General features: G+C 61.3%; 7 protein-coding genes. 5 read left to right on the top strand and 2 right to left on the bottom strand.

Annotated features, from left to right (window positions below; translation table 11 throughout):
• Positions 1-142: 142 nt before the first annotated feature.
• Positions 143-12,991 carry an Ig-like domain-containing protein gene (locus ACQK2G_RS01520; RefSeq protein ID WP_425403247.1) on the bottom strand — a complete coding sequence of 4,283 codons (12,849 nt, stop codon included), beginning with the start codon at positions 12,989-12,991 and terminating at the stop codon, positions 143-145.
• A gap of 361 nt (positions 12,992-13,352) precedes the next feature.
• On the bottom strand, positions 13,353-15,620 hold the full coding sequence (locus tag ACQK2G_RS01515) for a TolC family outer membrane protein (protein WP_425403246.1): 2,268 nt from the start codon (positions 15,618-15,620) through the stop codon (positions 13,353-13,355).
• 467 nt (positions 15,621-16,087) lie between these two features.
• Between ACQK2G_RS01515 and ACQK2G_RS01510 the strand changes: the two genes are divergently transcribed.
• From ACQK2G_RS01510 to ACQK2G_RS01490, 5 genes are all read left to right on the top strand, one after another.
• On the top strand, positions 16,088-16,864 hold the full coding sequence (locus tag ACQK2G_RS01510; protein ID WP_425403245.1) for an ABC transporter ATP-binding protein: 777 nt from the start codon (positions 16,088-16,090) through the stop codon (positions 16,862-16,864).
• Positions 16,865-16,997: 133 nt separating this feature from the next.
• A complete protein-coding gene (locus ACQK2G_RS01505) occupies positions 16,998-17,789 on the top strand; it encodes an ABC transporter substrate-binding protein (RefSeq protein WP_425403244.1) in 792 nt (263 codons plus the stop codon).
• A 103-nt stretch (positions 17,790-17,892) separates the two neighbouring features.
• Positions 17,893-18,591: an ABC transporter permease gene (locus tag ACQK2G_RS01500; RefSeq protein ID WP_425403243.1), complete on the top strand. Its 699-nt coding sequence runs from the start codon at positions 17,893-17,895 to the stop codon at positions 18,589-18,591.
• A 2-nt stretch (positions 18,592-18,593) separates the two neighbouring features.
• The gene (locus ACQK2G_RS01495; protein ID WP_425403242.1) at positions 18,594-19,382 is read left to right on the top strand and encodes an ABC transporter permease; all 789 of its coding nucleotides are present in this window, start codon (positions 18,594-18,596) and stop codon (positions 19,380-19,382) included.
• Positions 19,324-20,532: a DUF2920 family protein gene (locus tag ACQK2G_RS01490; protein WP_425403241.1), complete on the top strand. Its 1,209-nt coding sequence runs from the start codon at positions 19,324-19,326 to the stop codon at positions 20,530-20,532. Before ACQK2G_RS01495 ends, ACQK2G_RS01490 begins: the two co-directional genes overlap by 59 nt.
• Positions 20,533-20,617 lie beyond the last annotated feature (85 nt).

Genomic DNA, 20,617 nt, shown 5'->3' with positions numbered 1-20,617 from the left:
CCTTCTTCCCAGACACCTAACCGTCTTCAGCGAGGCAGGTCCATGCGCGGATTGTCTCAAGGGGCCCGGAAAGTGGGGCCGCCAAAGCGGCCCCAGGTGAAACCCCGAGAGAGTAGACCCGAGGGAAAACCGTCAATCCCGATCAGACGTTCCCGTCGTTGTTGTTGCCGCCATCCAGAATACCGGGCTCGATCGGGGCCACGAAAACCACACTGGCGTCGTCGCTTTCCGGCGTATCGGAGGACCCGTCTTCGGCGAAAAGGTCGTCTTTCATGCTGACGAGCTCGTCGACATTCAGGGACCCGTTATTGTCCGTGTCCGCATCGTAGACGGCCGATCCGCGCCCGCCCGCGAAGACATCGGCGGACACCCCGACAAGCTTCACCGCGTCGTCGTCGCCAAGATGGATGATCGTGTCGTCGCCATCGGCGATGAAATTCACATCATTTCGGTCGTATCCGCTCAGGACGAGTTGATCGATACCGACTTCGAAATCGTGAATCGTGTCCACACCGTCGCCCTTTGCGTGGAAGAAGACATCCTTCTGCCCATCACCCTGGCCACCGATTTCACCGCCCCACAGGTCGTCGCCACTTTCGAAGCTGCCGACAACCATTCCCTCATCCGTTGAGAACATGGCGTCGTTGAAATCGTGGTCGCCCAAACTTGGCAGGTCTTCGAAACCAATGACGTCGACGCCGCAGTTGCGGAATTCCTCGACATGGTCCAGGCCATCCGGGTTCAGGGCCTGATCGCTGTAATAGGCGTCGAAACTCCGGCCATCCAACGCGGTGCCGTTATGTTCGACAACCCATTGCCCTTGGGCGTTCTGCCCAAAGGTGACCGCATCGCCGTCCGAAAGCCCCTGATTGAGGCGAGCTCCATCCGGGACCAGGAAGTAACCGACTTGGTCTGCATCAAACCCATCGAGATCGATCGTCTCGGTGTCGCCCCGTTTTGTGGCATTGGCATTGGTCCAGAGAATCTTGCCCACGGTCGGTTCGCCGTTCTCGCCCTTCACGTAATACCCGATGGTATTGTTGTAACCGGCGCTGGAGCTGACGAATGTCGCATCGAGCGTTTGGTTCACGTCGATCTGACCGTTATCGGTACCGCCAACGATCCAGTCGTTGCCGGCGTTACCAGCAATATCATCGTTACCCGCGCCACCGTGCAGTTCGTCGTCACCGGCGACATTCTCGGTATCCGTTACGGCGCGCAGCGCGACGTTGTCCAGCAACGCCCCTTTACCCGTCCAACGGCCCACGCCCTCGAACATGATCGTATCCGAACCGTCTCCGGACCCCGCTATCAAGTCGACCGTATAGGTCTCCCATTCCTGCACGTCCGTGACTTCGGCGACCAGCTCGCCGTTCCAGAAAACACGGTAACCGTCGGCGTCGTCATGACTCCGACCGGTCCGTCCGGCCATGTCGAAGCTGAGTTGCAAGGCTTGTCCGGCTTCCAGACCATCGACCCCCTGCGAGATCTTGGTAAACGCGTAACCCTCCGAATCCAGTACTTGGTCGTGACCGTTGTCTTCGACACCAAAGCGGCTCGCGTCGCGCACTTCGGCGCGACCGTCGTGAACACGCCAACCGGGGACGTTCAGACGATCGCCCACACCGGAGCGGCCGGATTCGAAATCACCGTTGACGAGAAGGTTGTTTCCGAAGCTTCCCGCCGAGGTCCCCTCACCGTCACCCAGGATGACGTCATCGCCTTCATTGCCGTAGATCGTGTCGGACCCGCCTCCGCCTTGGAGCGTATCATCGCCCGGAACACCCGCGGTATTCGGAACGATTTCAAGTACCCGCGTGACGATGGAGGATTGATCCGTCGCGCCGTCATCGGGATCCGTATCCGTGCTCTGCGCCTGAACCGTTACCGAGAAAGCGGGCTGATCCGAATCCACGGTCAGAACCAGACCGTTCAACTGCACGCCGGTCAGAACGGCTGTGCCAGCCACGATCGGGATGATATCGCCCTGCGCGTTGCTCAGAACCCCGGTATCGGGAAGACCGCTCATCGTCAGAGACAGGCTCTCGGATCCGTCGAGATCCGTCAGTCCTGCGCTGATCTCGAACGAGATATCGCCGGTCCCTGCAAACAAGTCGCCGTAAATAATGTCGTCACCGGCACCGCCGTTGACTTCATCATTGCCGCCGCCGCCGAAAACGGTGTCGTCGCCGCTTCCGCCCAGGATTACATCGTCGCCGGCGCCGCCCTTGAGAACACCGCCTTCGGCTCCGCCGACAATCGTGGAACCGGTTTCCCCATGGCCGCTGTTGCCAGGGGCATTCGCCATGTTGTTTCCATTACCACCGGTATTCTCGGCATTGTTGTTTTGTGCACTGTTGCCAGGCGCATCGTCATCACCATTGCCCCAACCGTTGTCCTGACCGGTGCCTTCCGCACCCGTCGCATCATCTATCACCGATGCGGAAACGGTAAGCGTCGGTTCGTCGGCAACGGCATGAACGATGACCTCACCGGTCGCCGTCGTCTCTGTTGTCGTGCCTAGGGCGATGTTTTCAACCCGCGCCGTAACCTGCAGGCCCTGGATATCATTACTGATATTCGTGCCGCGTTGAATTTGCAGTCCCTGAAGCGATTCCGCCCCTATCGTCGCCGAGCCATCGACGATTGCAACTTCGATACCATTGGCATCGAACAGGGCAGCATCGGATGGGAGGTTGGAAATCGTGACATCCACAACCCGAAGGAATTCAGAATTGACGGTTGGATTGACCGCGATCACCAACGGGATCATCTCATCTTCATTGCCCTCGCCGGTAACCGTGATCGTTGCACCGGCATCCAAAGGCGCGTCAATGGTTATGCCTTGGCTCGCGGAGGCAGTATCGCCGTCGCCATCCTGAATGACATATGTGAAGCCATCGCTGGTCGATGCGGTAAGATCGCCCACGGCATTGAGATCAGCGTCGAAGCTCCAAGCACCGTTGGCATTGACGGTGAGCGTGCCCAACTGGGTCTGGACCGTGTCACCCGCCGACGCGGTTTGTTCGACGCCATTTGCATCCGTATAGGTGAAGGAAACGAGCGTGGCGCCATCGGCACCGACATCGTCGTTGTCCATCACGTTGCTGTCGACCGAGTAATTGCCCTCCTGCAACGACACTCCGCTTTCCGCAACGGCCGAGGGCGCATCGTCGGTGACATTGATCGTCACTTCAGCATCGGTCTTCGTCCCGTCCGCATCTGTGATGACGACGGGGAAGAGGATGCCGCTGATGGCATCGCCTTCCGTGCCGGTATGGTCGAGCGGTCCTTCCAGCGTGAAGGTGTAGTCGTAGGTCGCGTTGCCCTGGGCATCCGCCACGGCAACATTGCCCAGCGCAATGCTGAACACCGTCTCGCCGCCGGCCGTCGCCGTCACCGTCATGCCGTCTGCGGACAGGCTGTAGGACAAGGCATCGCCGCCCGAGGTCAGCCCCCGATCCGTCAGCGACGCAACAATGTCAGACGAGAACACAACCGGATCTTCCGAAGCGGGACCGTCCGGACCGAAGGCAACATCCGCCTGCTGCGTCAGCACGACAGCACCGCTCTCAAGACCGGACTCCGCAACCGTGCCGCCAAAGACACCGCCGTCAGGATCGATCGACGGCGCCGTGCCGCTGTCGATGATGTTGATCGCCTGAACAGCCGATACCGCGTCGCCGTCCCCGTCCACGATCGTATAGGTGAAGTTGTCACCCACCGCACCGTTCGTCTGGTTCGCAGCCTCGTCCGCCGTGTAGCTCCACGTTCCGTCCGCATTCACAACCAGCTTGCCGAACTGGGTGTCCATCTCCTGGCCGATCACACCCTGACGGGTCTGACCCGCATCGTCCGTATACGTGAACCGGGCGACCGACAGCCCATTGCCGTCATCCGCGCCGAGCACCGCATTCGCCAGAAGATTGCCCGTCGTCGCAACACCGCCGGATTCCGTAACCGTCACCACACTGTCATTCGTCAGCGTCGGCACGTCATCCTTGATGAACACGAAGGCCTTCGCCGTACCCGTCGTGCCGTCGCCGTCCGTCGCAATGAAGCTGAGCGGCATCGTCCCCATCGTGTTCTGCCCGAAGCCGGGAAGATGATCCACAGGCCCTGACAACGTCACGTCGAACCGGAACCCGTCCGCAGGATTGCCTGTAACCGCAACCGTCAGGACCGTCTCGCCGCCCGCCGTACCGGTCATCACCGTGCCGTCGGCGGAGATCGTGAACTCGATATCCTGACCGCCGGACTTCAGCGGCGCCAAGTTCAACTGGGTCGCCGTCGATGGCGCGATCGTGACCTTCGCCAGGCCGTCGACACCCACATCCACCTGGAACGTATCGCCAACCGTCGTCGGGTCCGACCCGTCCGTGCCCGACGGCAGGTCGTCCTCGTCCACATTGATCACCGAGATGCTGCCCGATCCAAAACGCACCACCGGCGCATGATCGTCCGTCAGCGTGATGCCCTGAGTGGCGCTCGCTTCATCACCGTCCGCATCCCGGATCGTGTAGCTGAACCCGTCCGAAGCCGTCGAAAGATGGTTCGGCGCCGCACCCGGCGTATAGGACCAGCTTCCATCCGCATTGACCGTCAGCGAACCGTATTGGGTCGAGACCGTCGATCCCGACGCAGCCGTCGCCGACTGTCCGTTCGCATCCGTATAGGTGAACGACACCAACTGACCGCCATCGGCGCCCATATCATCATTCGCAAGAAGGTTGGCGGCGCCCTGCGCCGTGCCGACCGGCCCCGCCGCTTCCATCACATTGATCGTCGGGTCGTTCGAGGCAACCGGGCCGTCATCCGTGATCGTGATCGACGCGCCCGCCGTCGTCTGCGTGCCGTCGCCGTCCGTGGCGACGATCGAGATCGGCAGAGACAGATCCGCATCACCTGCCGGGTGGTCCAGCGGACCGGTCAGCGTCGCGTCATACCGGAACCCGTCCGCCGCGTTGCCACTGATCGCAACCGTCACGACGGCTGTGCCGTTCGCCGATCCCGTCAGGGTCAGGCCATCGGTCGAGAGCGTGAAGGTCACGGGCTGGCCGCCGGACGTGAAGCCGGCCGCGTCCAGGGCCGCCGTCGTGTCCGCAAGCGTAACGCTGCCCGCACCGTCGGCGCCGAAGGTGACGTCGATCGTCTGACCCGCCGTGTCCGTCAGGTCGACTTCCGCGACCGTCGCACCAATCGTGCTGAGCACCGGCGCGCCGCTATCGGTGATCGTGATGCCCTGCGTGGCGCTCGCTTCGTCCCCGTCCGCATCCCGGACCGTATAGGTGAAGCCGTCAGCGACACCGCCCGCATTGTTCGCCGCAACGCCAGGCGTATAGGACCAGGTGCCGTCCGCATTCACCGTCAGCGACCCGAACTGCGTCGTCACCGTCGAACCGGCATTGGCCGAAGCCGTCTGCCCGTTGGCATTCGTGAAGCTGAAGGAGACGAGTTCGCCGCCATCGGCGCCCAGGTCGTCATTCGCCAGAAGGTTCGCCGCACCCTGCGCCGTACCGACCGCGCCCGAGGCTTCTTCGACGACCACGACCGCATCATCCGCCGCAACCGGGCCATCGTCCGTGATGGTGATCGAGGTATTGGCGGAGGTCTGCGTGCCGTCGCCGTCCGTGGCGACGATCGAGATCGGCAGCGACAGATCCGCATCACCCGCCGGGTGATCCAGAGGACCGGTCAGCGTCGCGTCATACCGGAACCCGTCCGTCGCATTGCCGCTGATCGCGACCGTCACGACGGCTGTGCCGTTCGCCGAACCCGTCAGGGTCAGGCCATCGGTCGAGAGCGTGAAGGTCACGGGCTGGCCGCCGGACGTGAAGCCGGCCGCGTCCAGGGCCGCCGTCGTGTCGGCCAGGGTGACCGAACCAGCACCGTCGGCGCCGAAGGTGACGTCAATCGTCTGACCCGCCGTGTCCGTCAGATCGACTTCCGCGACCGTGGCGCCCAGGGCGCTGAGCACCGGCGCGCCGCTATCGGTGATCGTGATGCCCTGCGTGGCGCTCGCTTCGTCCCCGTCCGCATCCCGGACCGTATAGGTGAAGCCGTCCGCGACACCGCCCGCATTGTTCGCCGCAACGCCCGGCGTATAGGACCAGGAGCCGTCCGCATTCACCGTCAGCGACCCGAACTGCGTCGTCACCGTCGAACCGGCATTGGCCGTGGCCGTCTGCCCGTTGGCATTGGTGAAGCTGAAGGAGACGAGCTCGCCGCCATCGGCGCCCAGGTCGTCATTCGCCAGAAGGTTCGCCGCACCCTGCGCCGTGCCAATCGCACCGGACGCTTCCTCGACGACCACAACAGCATCATCGGCGGCAACCGGGCCGTCATCCGTGATGGTAACGTGAACGTCGGTCTGGGTTTTGGTCCCGTCCGCATCTGTGATGACGACGGGGAAGAGGATGCCGCTGATGGCATCGCCTTCCGTGCCGGTATGGTCGAGCGGTCCTTCCAGCGTGAAGGTGTAGTCGTAGGTCGCGTTGCCCTGGGCATCCGCCACGGCAACATTGCCCAGCGCAATGCTGAACACCGTCTCGCCGCCGGCCGTCGCCGTCACCGTCATGCCGTCTGCGGACAGGCTGTAGGACAAGGCATCGCCGCCCGAGGTCAGCCCCCGATCCGTCAGCGACGCAACAATGTCAGACGAGAATACAACCGGATCTTCCGACGCAGGACCGTCCGGACCGAAGGCAACTTCCGCCTGCTGCGTCAGGACGACAGCACCGCTCTCAAGACCGGATTCCGCAACCGTACCGCCAAAGACACCGCCGTCAGGATCGATCGACGGCGCCGTGCCGCTGTCGATGATGTTGATCGCCTGAACAGCCGATACCGCGTCGCCGTCCCCGTCCACGATCGTATAGGTGAAGTTGTCACCCACCGCACCGTTCGTCTGGTTCGCAGCCTCGTCCGCCGTGTAGCTCCACGTTCCGTCCGCATTCACAACCAGCTTGCCGAACTGGGTGTCCATCTCCTGGCCGATCACACCCTGACGGGTCTGACCCGCATCGTCCGTATACGTGAACCGGGCGACCGACAGCCCATTGCCGTCATCCGCGCCGAGCACCGCATTCGCCAGAAGATTGCCCGTCGTCGCAACACCGCCGGATTCCGTAACCGTCACCACACTGTCATTCGTCAGCGTCGGCACGTCATCCTTGATGAACACGAAGGCCTTCGCCGTACCCGTCGTGCCGTCGCCGTCCGTCGCAATGAAGCTGAGCGGCATCGTCCCCATCGTGTTCTGCCCGAAGCCGGGAAGATGATCCACAGGCCCTGACAACGTCACGTCGAACCGGAACCCGTCCGCAGGATTGCCTGTAACCGCAACCGTCAGGACCGTCTCGCCGCCCGCCGTACCGGTCATCACCGTGCCGTCGGCGGAGATCGTGAACTCGATATCCTGACCGCCGGACTTCAGCGGCGCCAAGTTCAACTGGGTCGCCGTCGATGGCGCGATCGTGACCTTCGCCAGGCCGTCGACACCCACATCCACCTGGAACGTATCGCCAACCGTCGTCGGGTCCGACCCGTCCGTGCCCGACGGCAGGTCGTCCTCGTCCACATTGATCACCGAGATGCTGCCCGATCCAAAGCGCACCACCGGCGCATGATCGTCCGTCAGCGTGATGCCCTGAGTGGCGCTCGCTTCATCACCGTCCGCATCCCGGATCGTGTAGCTGAACCCGTCCGAAGCCGTCGAAAGATGGTTCGGCGCCGCACCCGGCGTATAGGACCAGCTTCCATCCGCATTGACCGTCAGCGAACCGTATTGGGTCGAGACCGTCGATCCCGACGCAGCCGTCGCCGACTGTCCGTTCGCATCCGTATAGGTGAACGATACCAACTGACCGCCATCGGCGCCCATATCATCATTCGCCAGAAGGTTGGCGGCGCCCTGCGCCGTGCCGACCGGACCCGCCGCTTCCATCACATTGATCGTCGGGTCGTTCGAGGCAACCGGGCCCTCATCCGTGATGGTGATCGACGCGCCCGCCGTCGTCTGCGTGCCGTCGCCGTCTGTGGCAACAATGCTGATCGGCAGCGACAGATCCGCATCACCCGCCGGGTGGTCCAGCGGACCGGTCAGCGTCGCGTCATACCGGAACCCGTCCGCCGCGTTGCCGCTGATCGCGACCGTCACGACCGTCGAGCCGTTCGCCGAACCCGTCAGCGTCAGGCCGTCGGTCGACAGCGTGAAGGTCACGGGCTGGCCGCCGGACGTGAAGCCGGCCGCATCCAGGGCCGCCGTCGTGTCGGCCAGGGTGACCGAACCAGCACCGTCGGCGCCGAAGGTGACGTCGATCGTCTGACCCGCCGTGTCCGTCAGGTCGACTTCCGCGACCGTCGCACCAATCGTGCTGAGCACCGGTGCGCCGCTATCGGTGATCGTGATGCCCTGCGTGGCGCTGGCTTCGTCACCATCCGCATCCCGGACCGTATAGGTGAAGCCGTCAGCGACACCGCCCGCATTGTTCGCCGCAACGCCCGGCGTATAGGACCAGGTGCCGTCGGCATTCACCGTCAGCGACCCGAACTGCGTCGTCACCGTCGAACCGGCATTGGCCGAAGCCGTCTGCCCGTTGGCATTGGTGAAGCTGAAGGAGACGAGCTCGCCGCCATCGGCGCCCAGGTCGTCATTCGCCAGAAGGTTCGCCGCACCCTGCGCCGTACCGACCGCGCCCGAGGCTTCCTCGACGACCACAACCGCATCATCGGCGGCAACAGGGCCGTCATCCGTGATCGTGATCGAGGTATTGGCGGAAGTCTGCGTGCCGTCGCCATCCGTGGCGACGATCGAGATCGGCAGAGACAGATCCGCATCACCCGCCGGGTGGTCCAGCGGACCGGTCAGCGTCGCGTCATACCGGAACCCGTCCGCCGCGTTGCCGCTGATCGCGACCGTTACAACCGTCGAGCCGTTCGCCGATCCCGTCAGCGTCAGGCCGTCGGTCGAGAGCGTGAAGGTCACAGGCTGGCCACCGGACGTGAAGCCGGCCGCATCCAGGGCCGCCGTCGTGTCCGCAATCGTAACGCTGCCCGCGCCGTCGGCGCCGAAGGTGACGTCGATCGTCTGACCCGCCGTATCCGTCAGGTCGACTTCCGCGACCGTCGCACCAATCGTGCTGAGCACCGGCGCGCCGCTATCGGTGATCGTGATGCCCTGCGAGGCGCTGGCTTCGTCCCCGTCCGCATCCCGGACCGTATAGGTGAAGCCATCAGCGACACCGCCCGCATTATTCGCGGCAACGCCAGGTGTGTAGCTCCAGGTGCCGTCCGCATTGACCGTCAGCGACCCGAACTGCGTCGTCACCGTCGAACCGGCATTGGCCGAAGCCGTCTGCCCGTTGGCATTGGTGAAGCTGAAGGAGACGAGTTCACCGCCATCAGCGCCCAGCTCGTCATTCGCCAGAAGGTTCGCCGCACCCTGCGCCGTACCGACCGCGCCCGAGGCTTCCTCGACGACCACGACCGCATCATCGGCGGCAACGGGGCCGTCATCCGTGATCGTGATCGAGGTATTGGCGGAAGTCTGCGTGCCGTCGCCATCCGTGGCGACGATCGAGATCGGCAGAGACAGATCCGCATCACCCGCCGGATGGTCCAGCGGACCGGTCAGCGTCGCGTCGTATCGGAACCCGTCCGCCGCGTTGCCGCTGATCGCGACCGTCACGACGGCTGTGCCGTTCGCCGAACCCGTCAGCGTCAGGCCATCGGTCGAGAGCGTGAAGGTCACGGGCTGGCCGCCGGACGTGAAGCCGGCCGCATCCAATGCCGCCGTCGTGTCCGCAAGCGTAACGCTGCCCGCACCGTCGGCGCCGAAGGTGACGTCGATCGTCTGACCCGCCGTGTCCGTCAGGTCGACTTCGGCGACCGTGGACCCGGCGGCGCTCAGAACAGGCGCGCCGCTATCGGTGATCGTGATGCCCTGCGTGGCGCTCGCTTCGTCCCCGTCCGCATCCCGGACCGTATAGGTGAAGCCGTCAGCGACACCGCCCGCATTGTTCGCCGCAACGCCCGGCGTATAGGACCAGGTGCCGTCCGCATTCACCGTCAGCGACCCGAACTGCGTCGTCACCGTCGAACCGGCATTGGCCGTGGCCGTCTGCCCGTTGGCATTGGTGAATCTGAAGGAGACGAGCTCGCCGCCATCGGCGCCAAGGTCGTCATTCGCCAGAAGGTTCGCCGCACCCTGCGCCGTACCGACCGCGCCCGAGGCTTCTTCGACGAGCACAACCGCATCATCAGCCGCAACCGGGCCGTCATCCGTGATGGTGATCGAGGTATTGGCGGAGGTCTGCGTGCCGTCGCCATCCGTGGCGACGATCGAGATCGGCAGAGACAGATCCGCATCACCCGCCGGATGGTCCAGCGGACCGGTCAGCGTCGCGTCGTATCGGAACCCGTCCGCCGCGTTGCCGCTGATCGCGACCGTCACGACGGCTGTGCCGTTCGCCGAACCCGTCAGGGTCAGGCCGTCGGTCGAGAGCGTGAAGGTCACGGGCTGGCCGCCGGACGTGAAGCCCGCCGCATCCAGGGCCGCCGTGGTGTCGGCCAGGGTGACCGAACCAGCACCGTCGGCACCGAAGGTGACGTCGATCGTCTGACCCGCCGTGTCCGTCAGGTCGACTTCCGCGACCGTGGCGCCCAGGGCGCTCAGAACAGGCGCGCCGCTATCCAAAACCTCGATGGCTTGAACCGCGGAAACTTCGTCGCCATCGGCATCGCGAAGCGTGTAGATAAACCCATCCGCTTCCGGCACATCGTCATTGTCGGCAGCATTCGTCGCCGAATAGGACCAGGTGCCGTCGCTGTTGACCGTCAACGTGCCAAATTGGGTGGCAACGGGTGTTCCGAACGTTCCCGCCTGCAATTCACCATTCGCGTCGGTATAGGTGAAACCGGTAAGACTTACCCCATCCGCACCAGCAATGGCGGATGCCAGGACATCGCCGCCAATCACCTGGCCGCTGGCTTCTTCGACCTGCAGCGTGTCGTTGTCGGCCACGCCCGGCACGTCATCCACGACGGTAATCGAGAATCCTCGGCTGATTTCGATATCGGAGAGCGTCAGCGGATTTCCGTCAACGTCCTGCGATACAGGATCTCCATCGGCATCCAACGCGTTGGCGATGGTCGCGGCGGAGGGCGAAGCCGTGACCGTAAAGCCGAGATCGAGCGTATTCTGTCCCGCACCGGTCGGATGATCGAGCGGCGCCAAAAGAGTGAAGCTGTAGGTGCCATTGGCGTTCAACGTCACAGTGAACACGGTCTGGCCACCGGCCGACGCCGTGATGGTTCCCGTTTGCGCGTCAAAGGCGCTGTAGGTCACCGGCACACCGTTAGAGGTCAATCCCGCCGGCGGCTCACCGGACAGGACCAAATCGAAATCGCCGACTTCCAGCGCGTCCGGCGCACCAGCCGCCGGGCCGTCAGTCCCGTAATCCAGGGTAATCAATTCCCCAGTGAGCCCCAGACTGCCGGAAACCACCGTCGTGCCGGTCCCATCGGACCCGGCTGCGAGGTCGTCTTCATCGACAGTTGCATTCTCAGCCGACAGGTCAGGTCCGAAGGAGACGACCTTCGGCATTCCGTCGACGACCGTGATGTTGAAACTTGCCGTAGCGGTCGAACCGTCGCCGTCCTCGGCCTGAACCGTTATAGGAAGCGCGAGCGTATTCGCACCGCCGCCGACGGCATGATCCAGCGGCCCCTGCAAATCGAAACTGTAGGAATAACTGTCCCCGACCGTCTCGATTGAGAGCACGAAGACCGTGACAGCAGGAGCTCCGGCCGACGCAACGATTTCCGTGCCATCCGTCGACAATTGGAATGATAAGGCGTCCCCGCCTGAGGTCAGCGCCAGTGCCTGCAGAGCCGTGATCGTCGCCGACGCAAATGTGACCGGAGAGGTAGCAGCGGCCCCATCGTCTCCAAAATCCACCGACAATAGCGCATCAGGGAACTCAATCGGCGGTATGACGACATCGAGCGTCTCTTCGCCGAACGTAAGCGGTATCGCTGAAATTTCCGGGATCGTATCAATTGCCGGCGGGGGCGGAGGGGGATCAATTCCGGGACCGTCGTCATCAGGGTCGCCGACAGTCGTACCGCCGACGACTGCGGCAGCACCACCGCCGCCACCACCGCCACCGCCGCCACCGCCACCGGGCGTGGTACCGCTCGATTGACCGCTGCCGCCGTTGAAACCGCTCGCCCCGAAAGTCGCACCAAACCCGAAGTTGGTTACCGGCGCGACATCACCGCCACCCGCGGCCGTCTCAATCCCGTCGAGCGTATCCGCGAGCGCCGTCATGTCGCCGGCGAGCTCAAGAAGTTCCGAGGAAGAGATGACGGAACCGCCCGGTTCCACGAAGTTCGGCGGATTTTCGCTGAGCGCCATCCCGACAAGAGCCGAAAGCGTGATCTGGGACCCATCCCCAAATACAAGGATGATGTCGGTTTCCGTCTGCAGGACCTCTACTTCATCCAGGGCAAACCCCAGGATGACAGTCTGTCCGGGCTGAACGAGATACTCGTCGGTTTCACCCGGCAGCGGGCGCGGTACCGACAAAGCGGTCCCGTCCTGCGCGGAAGTCAATTCCGCAGGGTCGTCTACGCCGAGACTCGCCTCGTAACGGGCTTTCATCTCCGCGAAAGTCTGCTCCGGCTGAATCAATAGGGGCGGATCTTCCTCAAACGCTTCCGCAGAGGGGCCCGAAAGTTCCAAAACGCCGCCATTCGGCAGCCGAACGGTGATGACACTACCGTCGCGCGTGATGGTTGCGCCGGTAATGTCGAATTCGGGGCGAAGAGCCTGTCCGGGATTGATTTCCATACGGACCGTTTCCCCGGGCGCGATATCAGCGATCTCCAAGGCGGAGGCGGCGCGCTCGTGATTTTCGGACACATAGTCGAAGGCATCATCGGCGCCATTCGTGTATCCGGCTTCGGGGATCGAATTTTCTACGGCCATAGGTCGAACAACTTCCCATTTTGGTTTTCGGCTCCGCGACGATCCATCAATGGGCCTTCAATCGGAGCATATCTAAAGCGGACAAAATCCAGGCACACTCGTCCGCGACTTCAGCTTATGGACAATTGATATGGGCATTTGAAGCGCGCAAAGCAAAATTTTCCGATAAATATATTTAAAATTTTAACTAAATTACGTTTATATGGCCGCAACCCATCCCATTCAAAGAGATGACCGAACCAGGCAAACGAAGAAGAAAATCAGGAAGGCCCCACGATTCCCTGACAAGAAAGGTCTCCCCCTTGGCAAGAAAGGTCGCCTTCGACCGTTGACAGGCATACTTGCAGCGAACCGCGGCTCACTAATTTTGCGGGTCGCCACCGTTCAACGCCCCGCCCCAGGGCATATCCAGGATCACGGAGCCCCGTGGCGCATTTCCGCGCGTCCCTCTTTCATCGACGGCAAATCGCGGAGCGGTCGACGCCCCCGCCGCCTCGGTGCTTGGAACCACATTCAGGCGCGAACTATCAAAGATATCGTCGTTAAGGCCGGTACCGTCCCTGGGCCCATCACCTGCTGGTGCCTGACCGTCCGAAGGTGCGGCAGGTTGCGCAGCGGGCGGCACCGGCGGAAGAGCCGGCAAGGGTGCTGGGGAAGGTTGCGCATCCGGTAACGGCGGTAATGGCGGATCAACCGGTTGAGCGGATGGTGAAGGCTCAGGCTGTCCGCCAGTATCGACACGAGCAGCAGGTGCAGGCGGTACAGGCGCGACAACCTCGGGCGCCACCGTTTCGGGAGCCGGCGGCGCGGGGACGATGGTTTCCTGCGCCGGCACCCCAAGCGATGGCGCTGTCAGGCTATCCGGAACCTCGTTCTGCGGCGCCAAGGGCTCAGCCGGCGCCGGTTCGGGTACCGCGAGCGGTGCCAGCGGAGCGACCTCCTCCTCCAAGACAGCGGCAGGACCACCGGCATCGTTTTCAGGCAGTATGGGCGCATTGGGATCCAGCACCGCCGTAGGATCAAGAACCGCATTCGGATCCAGTACCGCATTGGGATCGATAATCTGCCCCGGTGTGCTGAAAGCGTTGGGGTCGAAGACCGGCGCAGGAGATTGATCCAACACACCGGGCTCAAGCACCTCCCCCTCGACTTCCTGCAGGTTCTGCCGGCGCGTGTAGTCGGGGTCGCTCAACTGGCGCTCTTGATCAATTTCATAAGGCTGCGTTGGGTCGAACGGCGTATGGGCCTCTTCAATCGGCGTAACGTCAAGCGACGCAAGCAGGGCACCAGCGGTCGCCAGGATTCTGTAAACAGCAAAAAGTTCTGCGAATTCCGAACTGATCAAAGTTCCTTTCGCCAGGAAATATTCGTTCTCCGCATCCAACAGCTCCAACAGGCTTCGGCCGCCCAAGTCGAACTGCTGACGGTAAGTTTGCCGGACCCGGTCGTTCGCATCCACTTCCTGACTTTGCGCCGCCACTCTCTCCCGGGCACTGATCAACGCATTCCAGGCCAACCGCATTTCTTCTTCGGTCAAACGCACGGCCCGGTTCAGGCGCTGCCGGTTCTCACCGATACGGGCGAGGAATTCCTTGCGCCGGTTGGAATCCTGAAATCCGTTGAAAAGGTTGTAGTTCATGACGACAAGCGCCGTACCTTCGTAGTCAGCCCCGACCGAGCCCTCCCGGTTCTCGTCATAACCTCCGCGCAGTTCGAGTTCGACCGTCGGCAGATATCCGGATTTGGTGCCGTTGAACTCAGCGCGCGCCGTTTCCAAATCAGCCCTAAGTACGGAAATGGTCGGGTTGTTCTGCAAAGCGATATCAACCGCGCCGGCAATGCTGATCGGCAATGCCCAGGTCGGAGCGATCGGCCGGATCAATTCCCGCGGGCCTTCGCCAACAATCCGAGTATAAGTCGCGTCGGCGTCACGCAGACGCGTCCTGGATTCAGCAAGGGTCGACTCGGAAGCGGCCAGCCGCGAGCGCGCCTGTTGAATATCAGCCACCGTGGCGGCCCCGCCGGATGCCTTCGCCTCGACGAGACCAACCGTCTGACGGTGCGCATCGACGTTGTCGGACGCTAGCTGGGTCAATTCGCGCTGCCGAAGTGATTCCAGATACGCTTCGACCGCGTCCAAAGCGATGAACTCAGACGTTTCCCGCACTCTGCGCGACGCTGCGATCAAACGAGATTTCTGACGCTGCACTTCATTCCAGGTCTCGTCCCCGTCAAACAACATCTGGGTCAGAGTGAGACTGGATTGGAAGGTTCCGAGGGTTTGGCTGCTGCCATTGCCGACGGTGTCAGCCCGTCCGCGTGTCGTACGATCGTTAGTGTATTCAGCGCCATAGGCGGTTCGCAGATCGAGCCTCGGCAGGTATCCCCCCTCGGCCTGCTTCAATTCATAGGTAATGGCCCGCCTGCTTTCGGCAACGATTCCGATATCAGGATTCGTTTGCAGCGCGCCGCGCACAGCATCTTCCAAAGGAAGGGCAAACGCCGGAGCAGCAAAGATCAGGCTGAGGCCGAGCACGGCAAAGGGTACAGGCGCGCCCCCCGCGCCTGAAACAGCGACATCGCGGCCAAGCAGCGCTCGCCCGCGGAACTGAGATAGAAAAACTCTCAAAAAGTTTCTCTCTAAACCTGCCACGCCAAGACTAACCCAAATAAAAGATAACAAGTCTTGGGTTAACAATAACTAAACCAATACAAAAAACATTCCAAAAGAATTCGCGAATATCGCATTTCCAACGACAAGAAAGGTCGAAACAGCGATGCAAGCAACCACTATCGACCGCTAGAACCTTGTCCGAAAAAACCCGTCTTCGCGTCCCGGAACGCTGTCTCCGTGACCTAAACAGAAAGCGCGACCATAGCAACGCAAATTACCGCGGAGCAGGATGACAGTGGGCACTTCTCGCGGCTTGTCAGCACCGGCCCAAGAGCTTACCGTCTTTGGCAAGAAGCTGTCTCGAAACATACAGAAGAGTGCTGTCAGGCAGCGGGCGTAATTAAATCCGTCGAGGACCGCAACGTTATGATCGGCTTTGTTGCGGTTACCGGGAGACAGGGGTCGATGAGGGATACGGGGGCATGACGGACGACGTTCCGTCATTGGTGGTAGAGGATCTTCATAAGAGTTTCGGCAATGTGGAGGTTCTGAAGGGCGTTTCCGTCACGGCGCGTAAGGGCGACGTCATTTCAATGCTTGGATCCTCCGGCTCCGGCAAGAGCACGTTCCTCCGTTGCATCAATCTACTTGAAACACCGAATTCCGGAAAAGTGACGGTCGCAGGCGAGACGATCGCCATGAAACAGACCGGCAATGGCCGATCCGTCCCCCAAGACATCAAACAAGTCGAACGCATTCGCACCAAGCTCGGCATGGTGTTTCAGAGCTTCAATTTGTGGAGCCACATGACGGTGCTGGAGAATGTCATCGAGGCACCCGTCCATGTCCTGGGAATGAAAAAGCAGGATGCTATCGACCGCGCCGATGCGCTTCTGAACAAAGTGGGCATCTATGAGCGCAAGGAGTATTACCCGTCCCATCTTTCGGGAGGCCAGCAACAGCGTGCCGCGATCGCGCGGGCCTTGGCGATGGAACCGGAAGTCCTTCTGTTCGACGAACCCACATCTGCATTGGACCCCGAATTGGTGGGTGAAGTGCTGAAAGTGATGCGCGATCTGGCCGGGGAAGGTCGAACGATGATCGTCGTCACGCACGAAATCGGCTTTGCACGCGATGTTTCCTCCGACGTGATCTTCCTTCACCAGGGACGGATAGAGGAACAAGGCGCGCCCGGCAAGGTATTCACCAATCCTTCGTCTGAGAGGTTCCGGCAATTCCTGGCCAAGACAAGGGATTAGAGCACACGCCGCCATCAACGCGGAAAGAGTCGCCCGGAGCATTGCCGAATGGGTCAAACGTGTAGTTAGTTTTCATCAGGCGCGGCGGTAGGACAGAATTCGACAACCGCGCATGCAACTAGGGAGAAAGTAAATGCTTTTGAAAAAGCTGGGTTTGGCTGCGGTCGCGGGTGCCTTTGCCCTTGGCCTGAGCGTGCAGGCACAGGCCGAAGACGTTCTGCGTATTGGTGTCGAGGGTGCATATCCTCCGTTCTCCGAAAAGACCGCTTCCGGCGAACTTGTCGGGTTCGATATCGAAGTCGCGAACGCTTTGTGCGAAAAAATGGGCCGCAAGTGCGAACTGGTCGAGCAGGATTGGGACGGCATCATCCCCGCCCTGTTGGCAAAGAAGTACGACGCGATCGTCGCTTCCATGTCGATCACGGAAGAACGCAAGAAGCGCGTAGACTTCACTGACAAATACTACAATACGCCGGCGAAATTCGTCGCAGCCGAAAATTCCGGCCTGTCCGACAGCCCGGATGCCCTGGCTGGCAAGCGGATCGGCGTTCAGCGCGGTACGATCCACCAGTGCTACATGGAGAAGAAGTTCCCGAACGCGGAACTCGTTCTCTACGGAACGCAGGAAGAAGTTTTCCAGGACTTGGCTGCCGGCCGTTTGGATGCGCAGATATCTGACTCCATTCAGGCGCTTGAAGGCTTCCTGAACACCGATGCCGGCAAGGGCTTCGCATTCCTCGGCGGCGACCAGTTCGATCTGGAATGTCACGGTGAGGGTGCCGGCATTGCCGTGCGCAAGGGCGAAGACAAACTGCGTGAAGCGTTCAACGACGCCATCAAGGCGATCCGCGCCGATGGGACCTATGCCAAGATCAATGCGAAGTACTTCGACTTCGACATCTTTGGCGCCCCGGCCGGTTCCTGATCCCCGGGATGAATGTCACGGGTATCTATTGAGTAACGTCGAAGGGGAGGGGCAGATGCCTCTCCCCTTTTGACTTGAACGACACAGCGGCGCGGATCGACGGATGGACGTTATCTACGAATATCGGGGGCTCCTGTTCCAGGGGACGCTCGTCACGATCGAACTCGCCATCGTCTCCGTTGTCCTTTCCGTACTGCTCGGTCTTGTCGGCGCCACGGCCAAGCTGAGCGAGAACAGGCTGGCCCAATCCCTGGCCGGCGCATACACGACCCTGATCCGCGGCGTCCCGGATCTGGTTTTGATGCTGTTGCTGTTTTATGGCGGGCAGCAATTGGTCAATGATCTCGGCGACGCTACCGGCCTGTGGGGATATGTCGAGATCAACCAATTCATGGCCGGTTCCCTGACCATCGGGTTTATTTTCGGCGCCTATATGACGGAAACGTTTCGCGGTGCGATCCTGGCCATCCCGCGCGGTCAAATCGAAGCCGGCATCGCCTGCGGCATGAGCAGTTGGATGCTGTTCCGGCGTATTACCTGGCCCCAGATGGTGCGCTATGCCCTGCCCAGCTTCCGTAACAATTGGCTGGTCCTGATCAAATCAACGGCCCTGGTGTCGATCATCGGGCTTCAGGACGTTGTCTATATGGCTTTCACAGCCGGGCGCTCGGTTCGCCAACTCTTCACCTTCATGTTTGCCGTCCTGGTCATTTACCTGATCTTGACCGCATTGTCCGAGCTTGGACTTCGTAGACTCGAGGTCAAATACAGCGCCGGTGTCCGGCAGTCGGAAGGGGCGTGACAATGGCGGAGGAAACACGCAGCGTCATGGACGTCGTTCGCGCATTCAGCGAAGGCGGCTCGCCACTCGACTTCATGGCGATCATCGACAATTTCGACCGCTTCCTTATGGGGGCATGGGTTACCCTGGAATTGACCTTCCTGGCCTTGCTGCTGGGTGGCATGCTGTCGATCCCCCTCGCCATCGCGCGGGCATACAGATATCCGCTGCTGAACGGCCCGATATGGTGCTACACGTATTTTTTTCGCGGCACGCCCCTGCTGGTGCAAACCTACTTGATTTACTACGGCTTGGCGCAGTTCGACTTCATTCGCGAAAGCGCGCTTTGGAAACCTATTCTGAGCCAAGCCTGGTGGTGCGCGCTGATCGCTTTCACCTTGAACACCGCCGCGTATACGTCTGAATTCCTCCGTGGCGCCATCGAGGCCACGCCGCATGGCGAGGTGGAAGCAGCGAAAGCCTCCGGCATGTCCTATTGGACACGGATGCGCCGCGTCATCCTGCCGAACTCGTTCCGGCGGGCTCTACCCGCCTATTCCAACGAAGTCATTTTCATGCTGCATGGATCGGTCGTCGCCAGCACGATCACCTTGCAGGATATCCTGGGCGTGGGTCGCTGGCTGAACGGACGCTATTATCTGGCCTATGAAGGTTTCGTCGCCGCCATGATTCTTTACATGGTCCTGGTTTTCGGAATATCGCGCGTCTTCAAATGGTGGGAGCATCGGTGGCTTGCCCACCTACGCCCGCGGGTCGAGGCGAAAGGCGCGACGGCAGCGGCTGTTCAATAGCGAGGCCGCCATGCCGGCCCTGGAACAGCATTTTACAATTAAGGCGCCACCGGATTTCGAGCTGGGGATTCCACGTGAACCCCTTTCCTATTCCATCTGCTTCCCGGATGACGGCAACAGTTCCCCGAAACCCTTGTTGTTCTTCATTGGCGGTTTCGGCTTTCGCCGGGACGGAGATTATGTCGCCGGAAAACTGGTTCCTCACCTGGTCTCGAAAGGCTTCATCACCGTCACTGTGGGGTATCACGGAAGCCTTGTCCGCACGACACGCGACCCGTCCTTCACCGTACGCCCTGGATGGTTCGACGATTTTCGGCGTGTATCGGGTGTCGATGTACCCGACGATCCCGGCGCGGTTATTGCCTTGCTTCGGGCGAACGGCGTCAGCGAACTGCCACCGGAATTCAGCTTCGTGAAACAATGCGGGACCGACTATGAATCCTTCGGCACTCTGGGCGCATTGGATCACTTGCAGGTTTATGCCGACATGGTACGGCGCGGGGTTCCATTCGATCGAAACCGGGTGATGGTCTTCGGGACCTCCCACGGCGCCTATTTGGCCATGATGCTGCTGAAATTCGCGCCGCATACCTTCTCGGCGATCATCGAGAATTCCTGTTGGGTACACGCGATCGAGACGGAAATGAACAACTTGTGGCAGCCCCACCGACATCATTTCGATGCGGGGGGTGTCCGGGTCTATTACAGCAATTTTTCACCCTGGACCCGAGAAGACTCATCCGACCCGCATTTCTTGAAACCGGAACATCTGGAAATCCGCGACCTTCGCAAGAATCATTATCAGGGCGCGTCCGGTGTCTCCGTCATCTCCTACCATGGTGTCGACGATCAGATGATCCCGGCGCAGGAAAAACAAACCCTTTGGAACGTCTTGCGAAACAAGGTCAATCTGCGGGCCACGATGGTTACGCAAGATGATGTGGACGGGCGCCTGTTCAAAAACACGAGACATGGCTTGGACGCGTCGCTGATCGGGTTGTTCGACCATGCCATGACCTGTCTGGGTGAAGTCCCCAGCAGGGTAGGGGACGACTTCCAACGGGCGTCATTGCGTTCCCTGCCATGCGGAACAGCAACCTACGAAATCGAATACTCCACAGATTATGGTTTCAACGCGTCGATGCGTTGATCGCAGGTAAGCCGCCGACATCGTATGCGCCTCCTATTTTCTCGTGCATGTCGGGATCAACGGTAACAGAATAGGCTAAACAACC

Source organism: Hwanghaeella sp. (assembly GCF_965227365.1).
GTDB lineage: Bacteria > Pseudomonadota > Alphaproteobacteria > UBA8366 > Aestuariispiraceae > Hwanghaeella.
The sequence above is the reverse complement of the archived record's forward strand: the minus strand, read 5'-3'. Positions and strand labels throughout refer to the sequence as shown.

Excerpts from the sequence above, each read along its gene's own strand:
- ACQK2G_RS01520 (WP_425403247.1), bottom strand. The coding sequence starts at position 12,991 with ATGGCCGTAGAAAATTCGATCCCCGAAGCCGGATACACGAATGGCGCC.
- ACQK2G_RS01510 (WP_425403245.1), top strand. The coding sequence starts at position 16,088 with ATGACGGACGACGTTCCGTCATTGGTGGTAGAGGATCTTCATAAGAGT.
- ACQK2G_RS01505 (WP_425403244.1), top strand. The coding sequence starts at position 16,998 with ATGCTTTTGAAAAAGCTGGGTTTGGCTGCGGTCGCGGGTGCCTTTGCC.
- ACQK2G_RS01500 (WP_425403243.1), top strand. The coding sequence starts at position 17,893 with ATGGACGTTATCTACGAATATCGGGGGCTCCTGTTCCAGGGGACGCTC.
- ACQK2G_RS01495 (WP_425403242.1), top strand. The coding sequence starts at position 18,594 with ATGGCGGAGGAAACACGCAGCGTCATGGACGTCGTTCGCGCATTCAGC.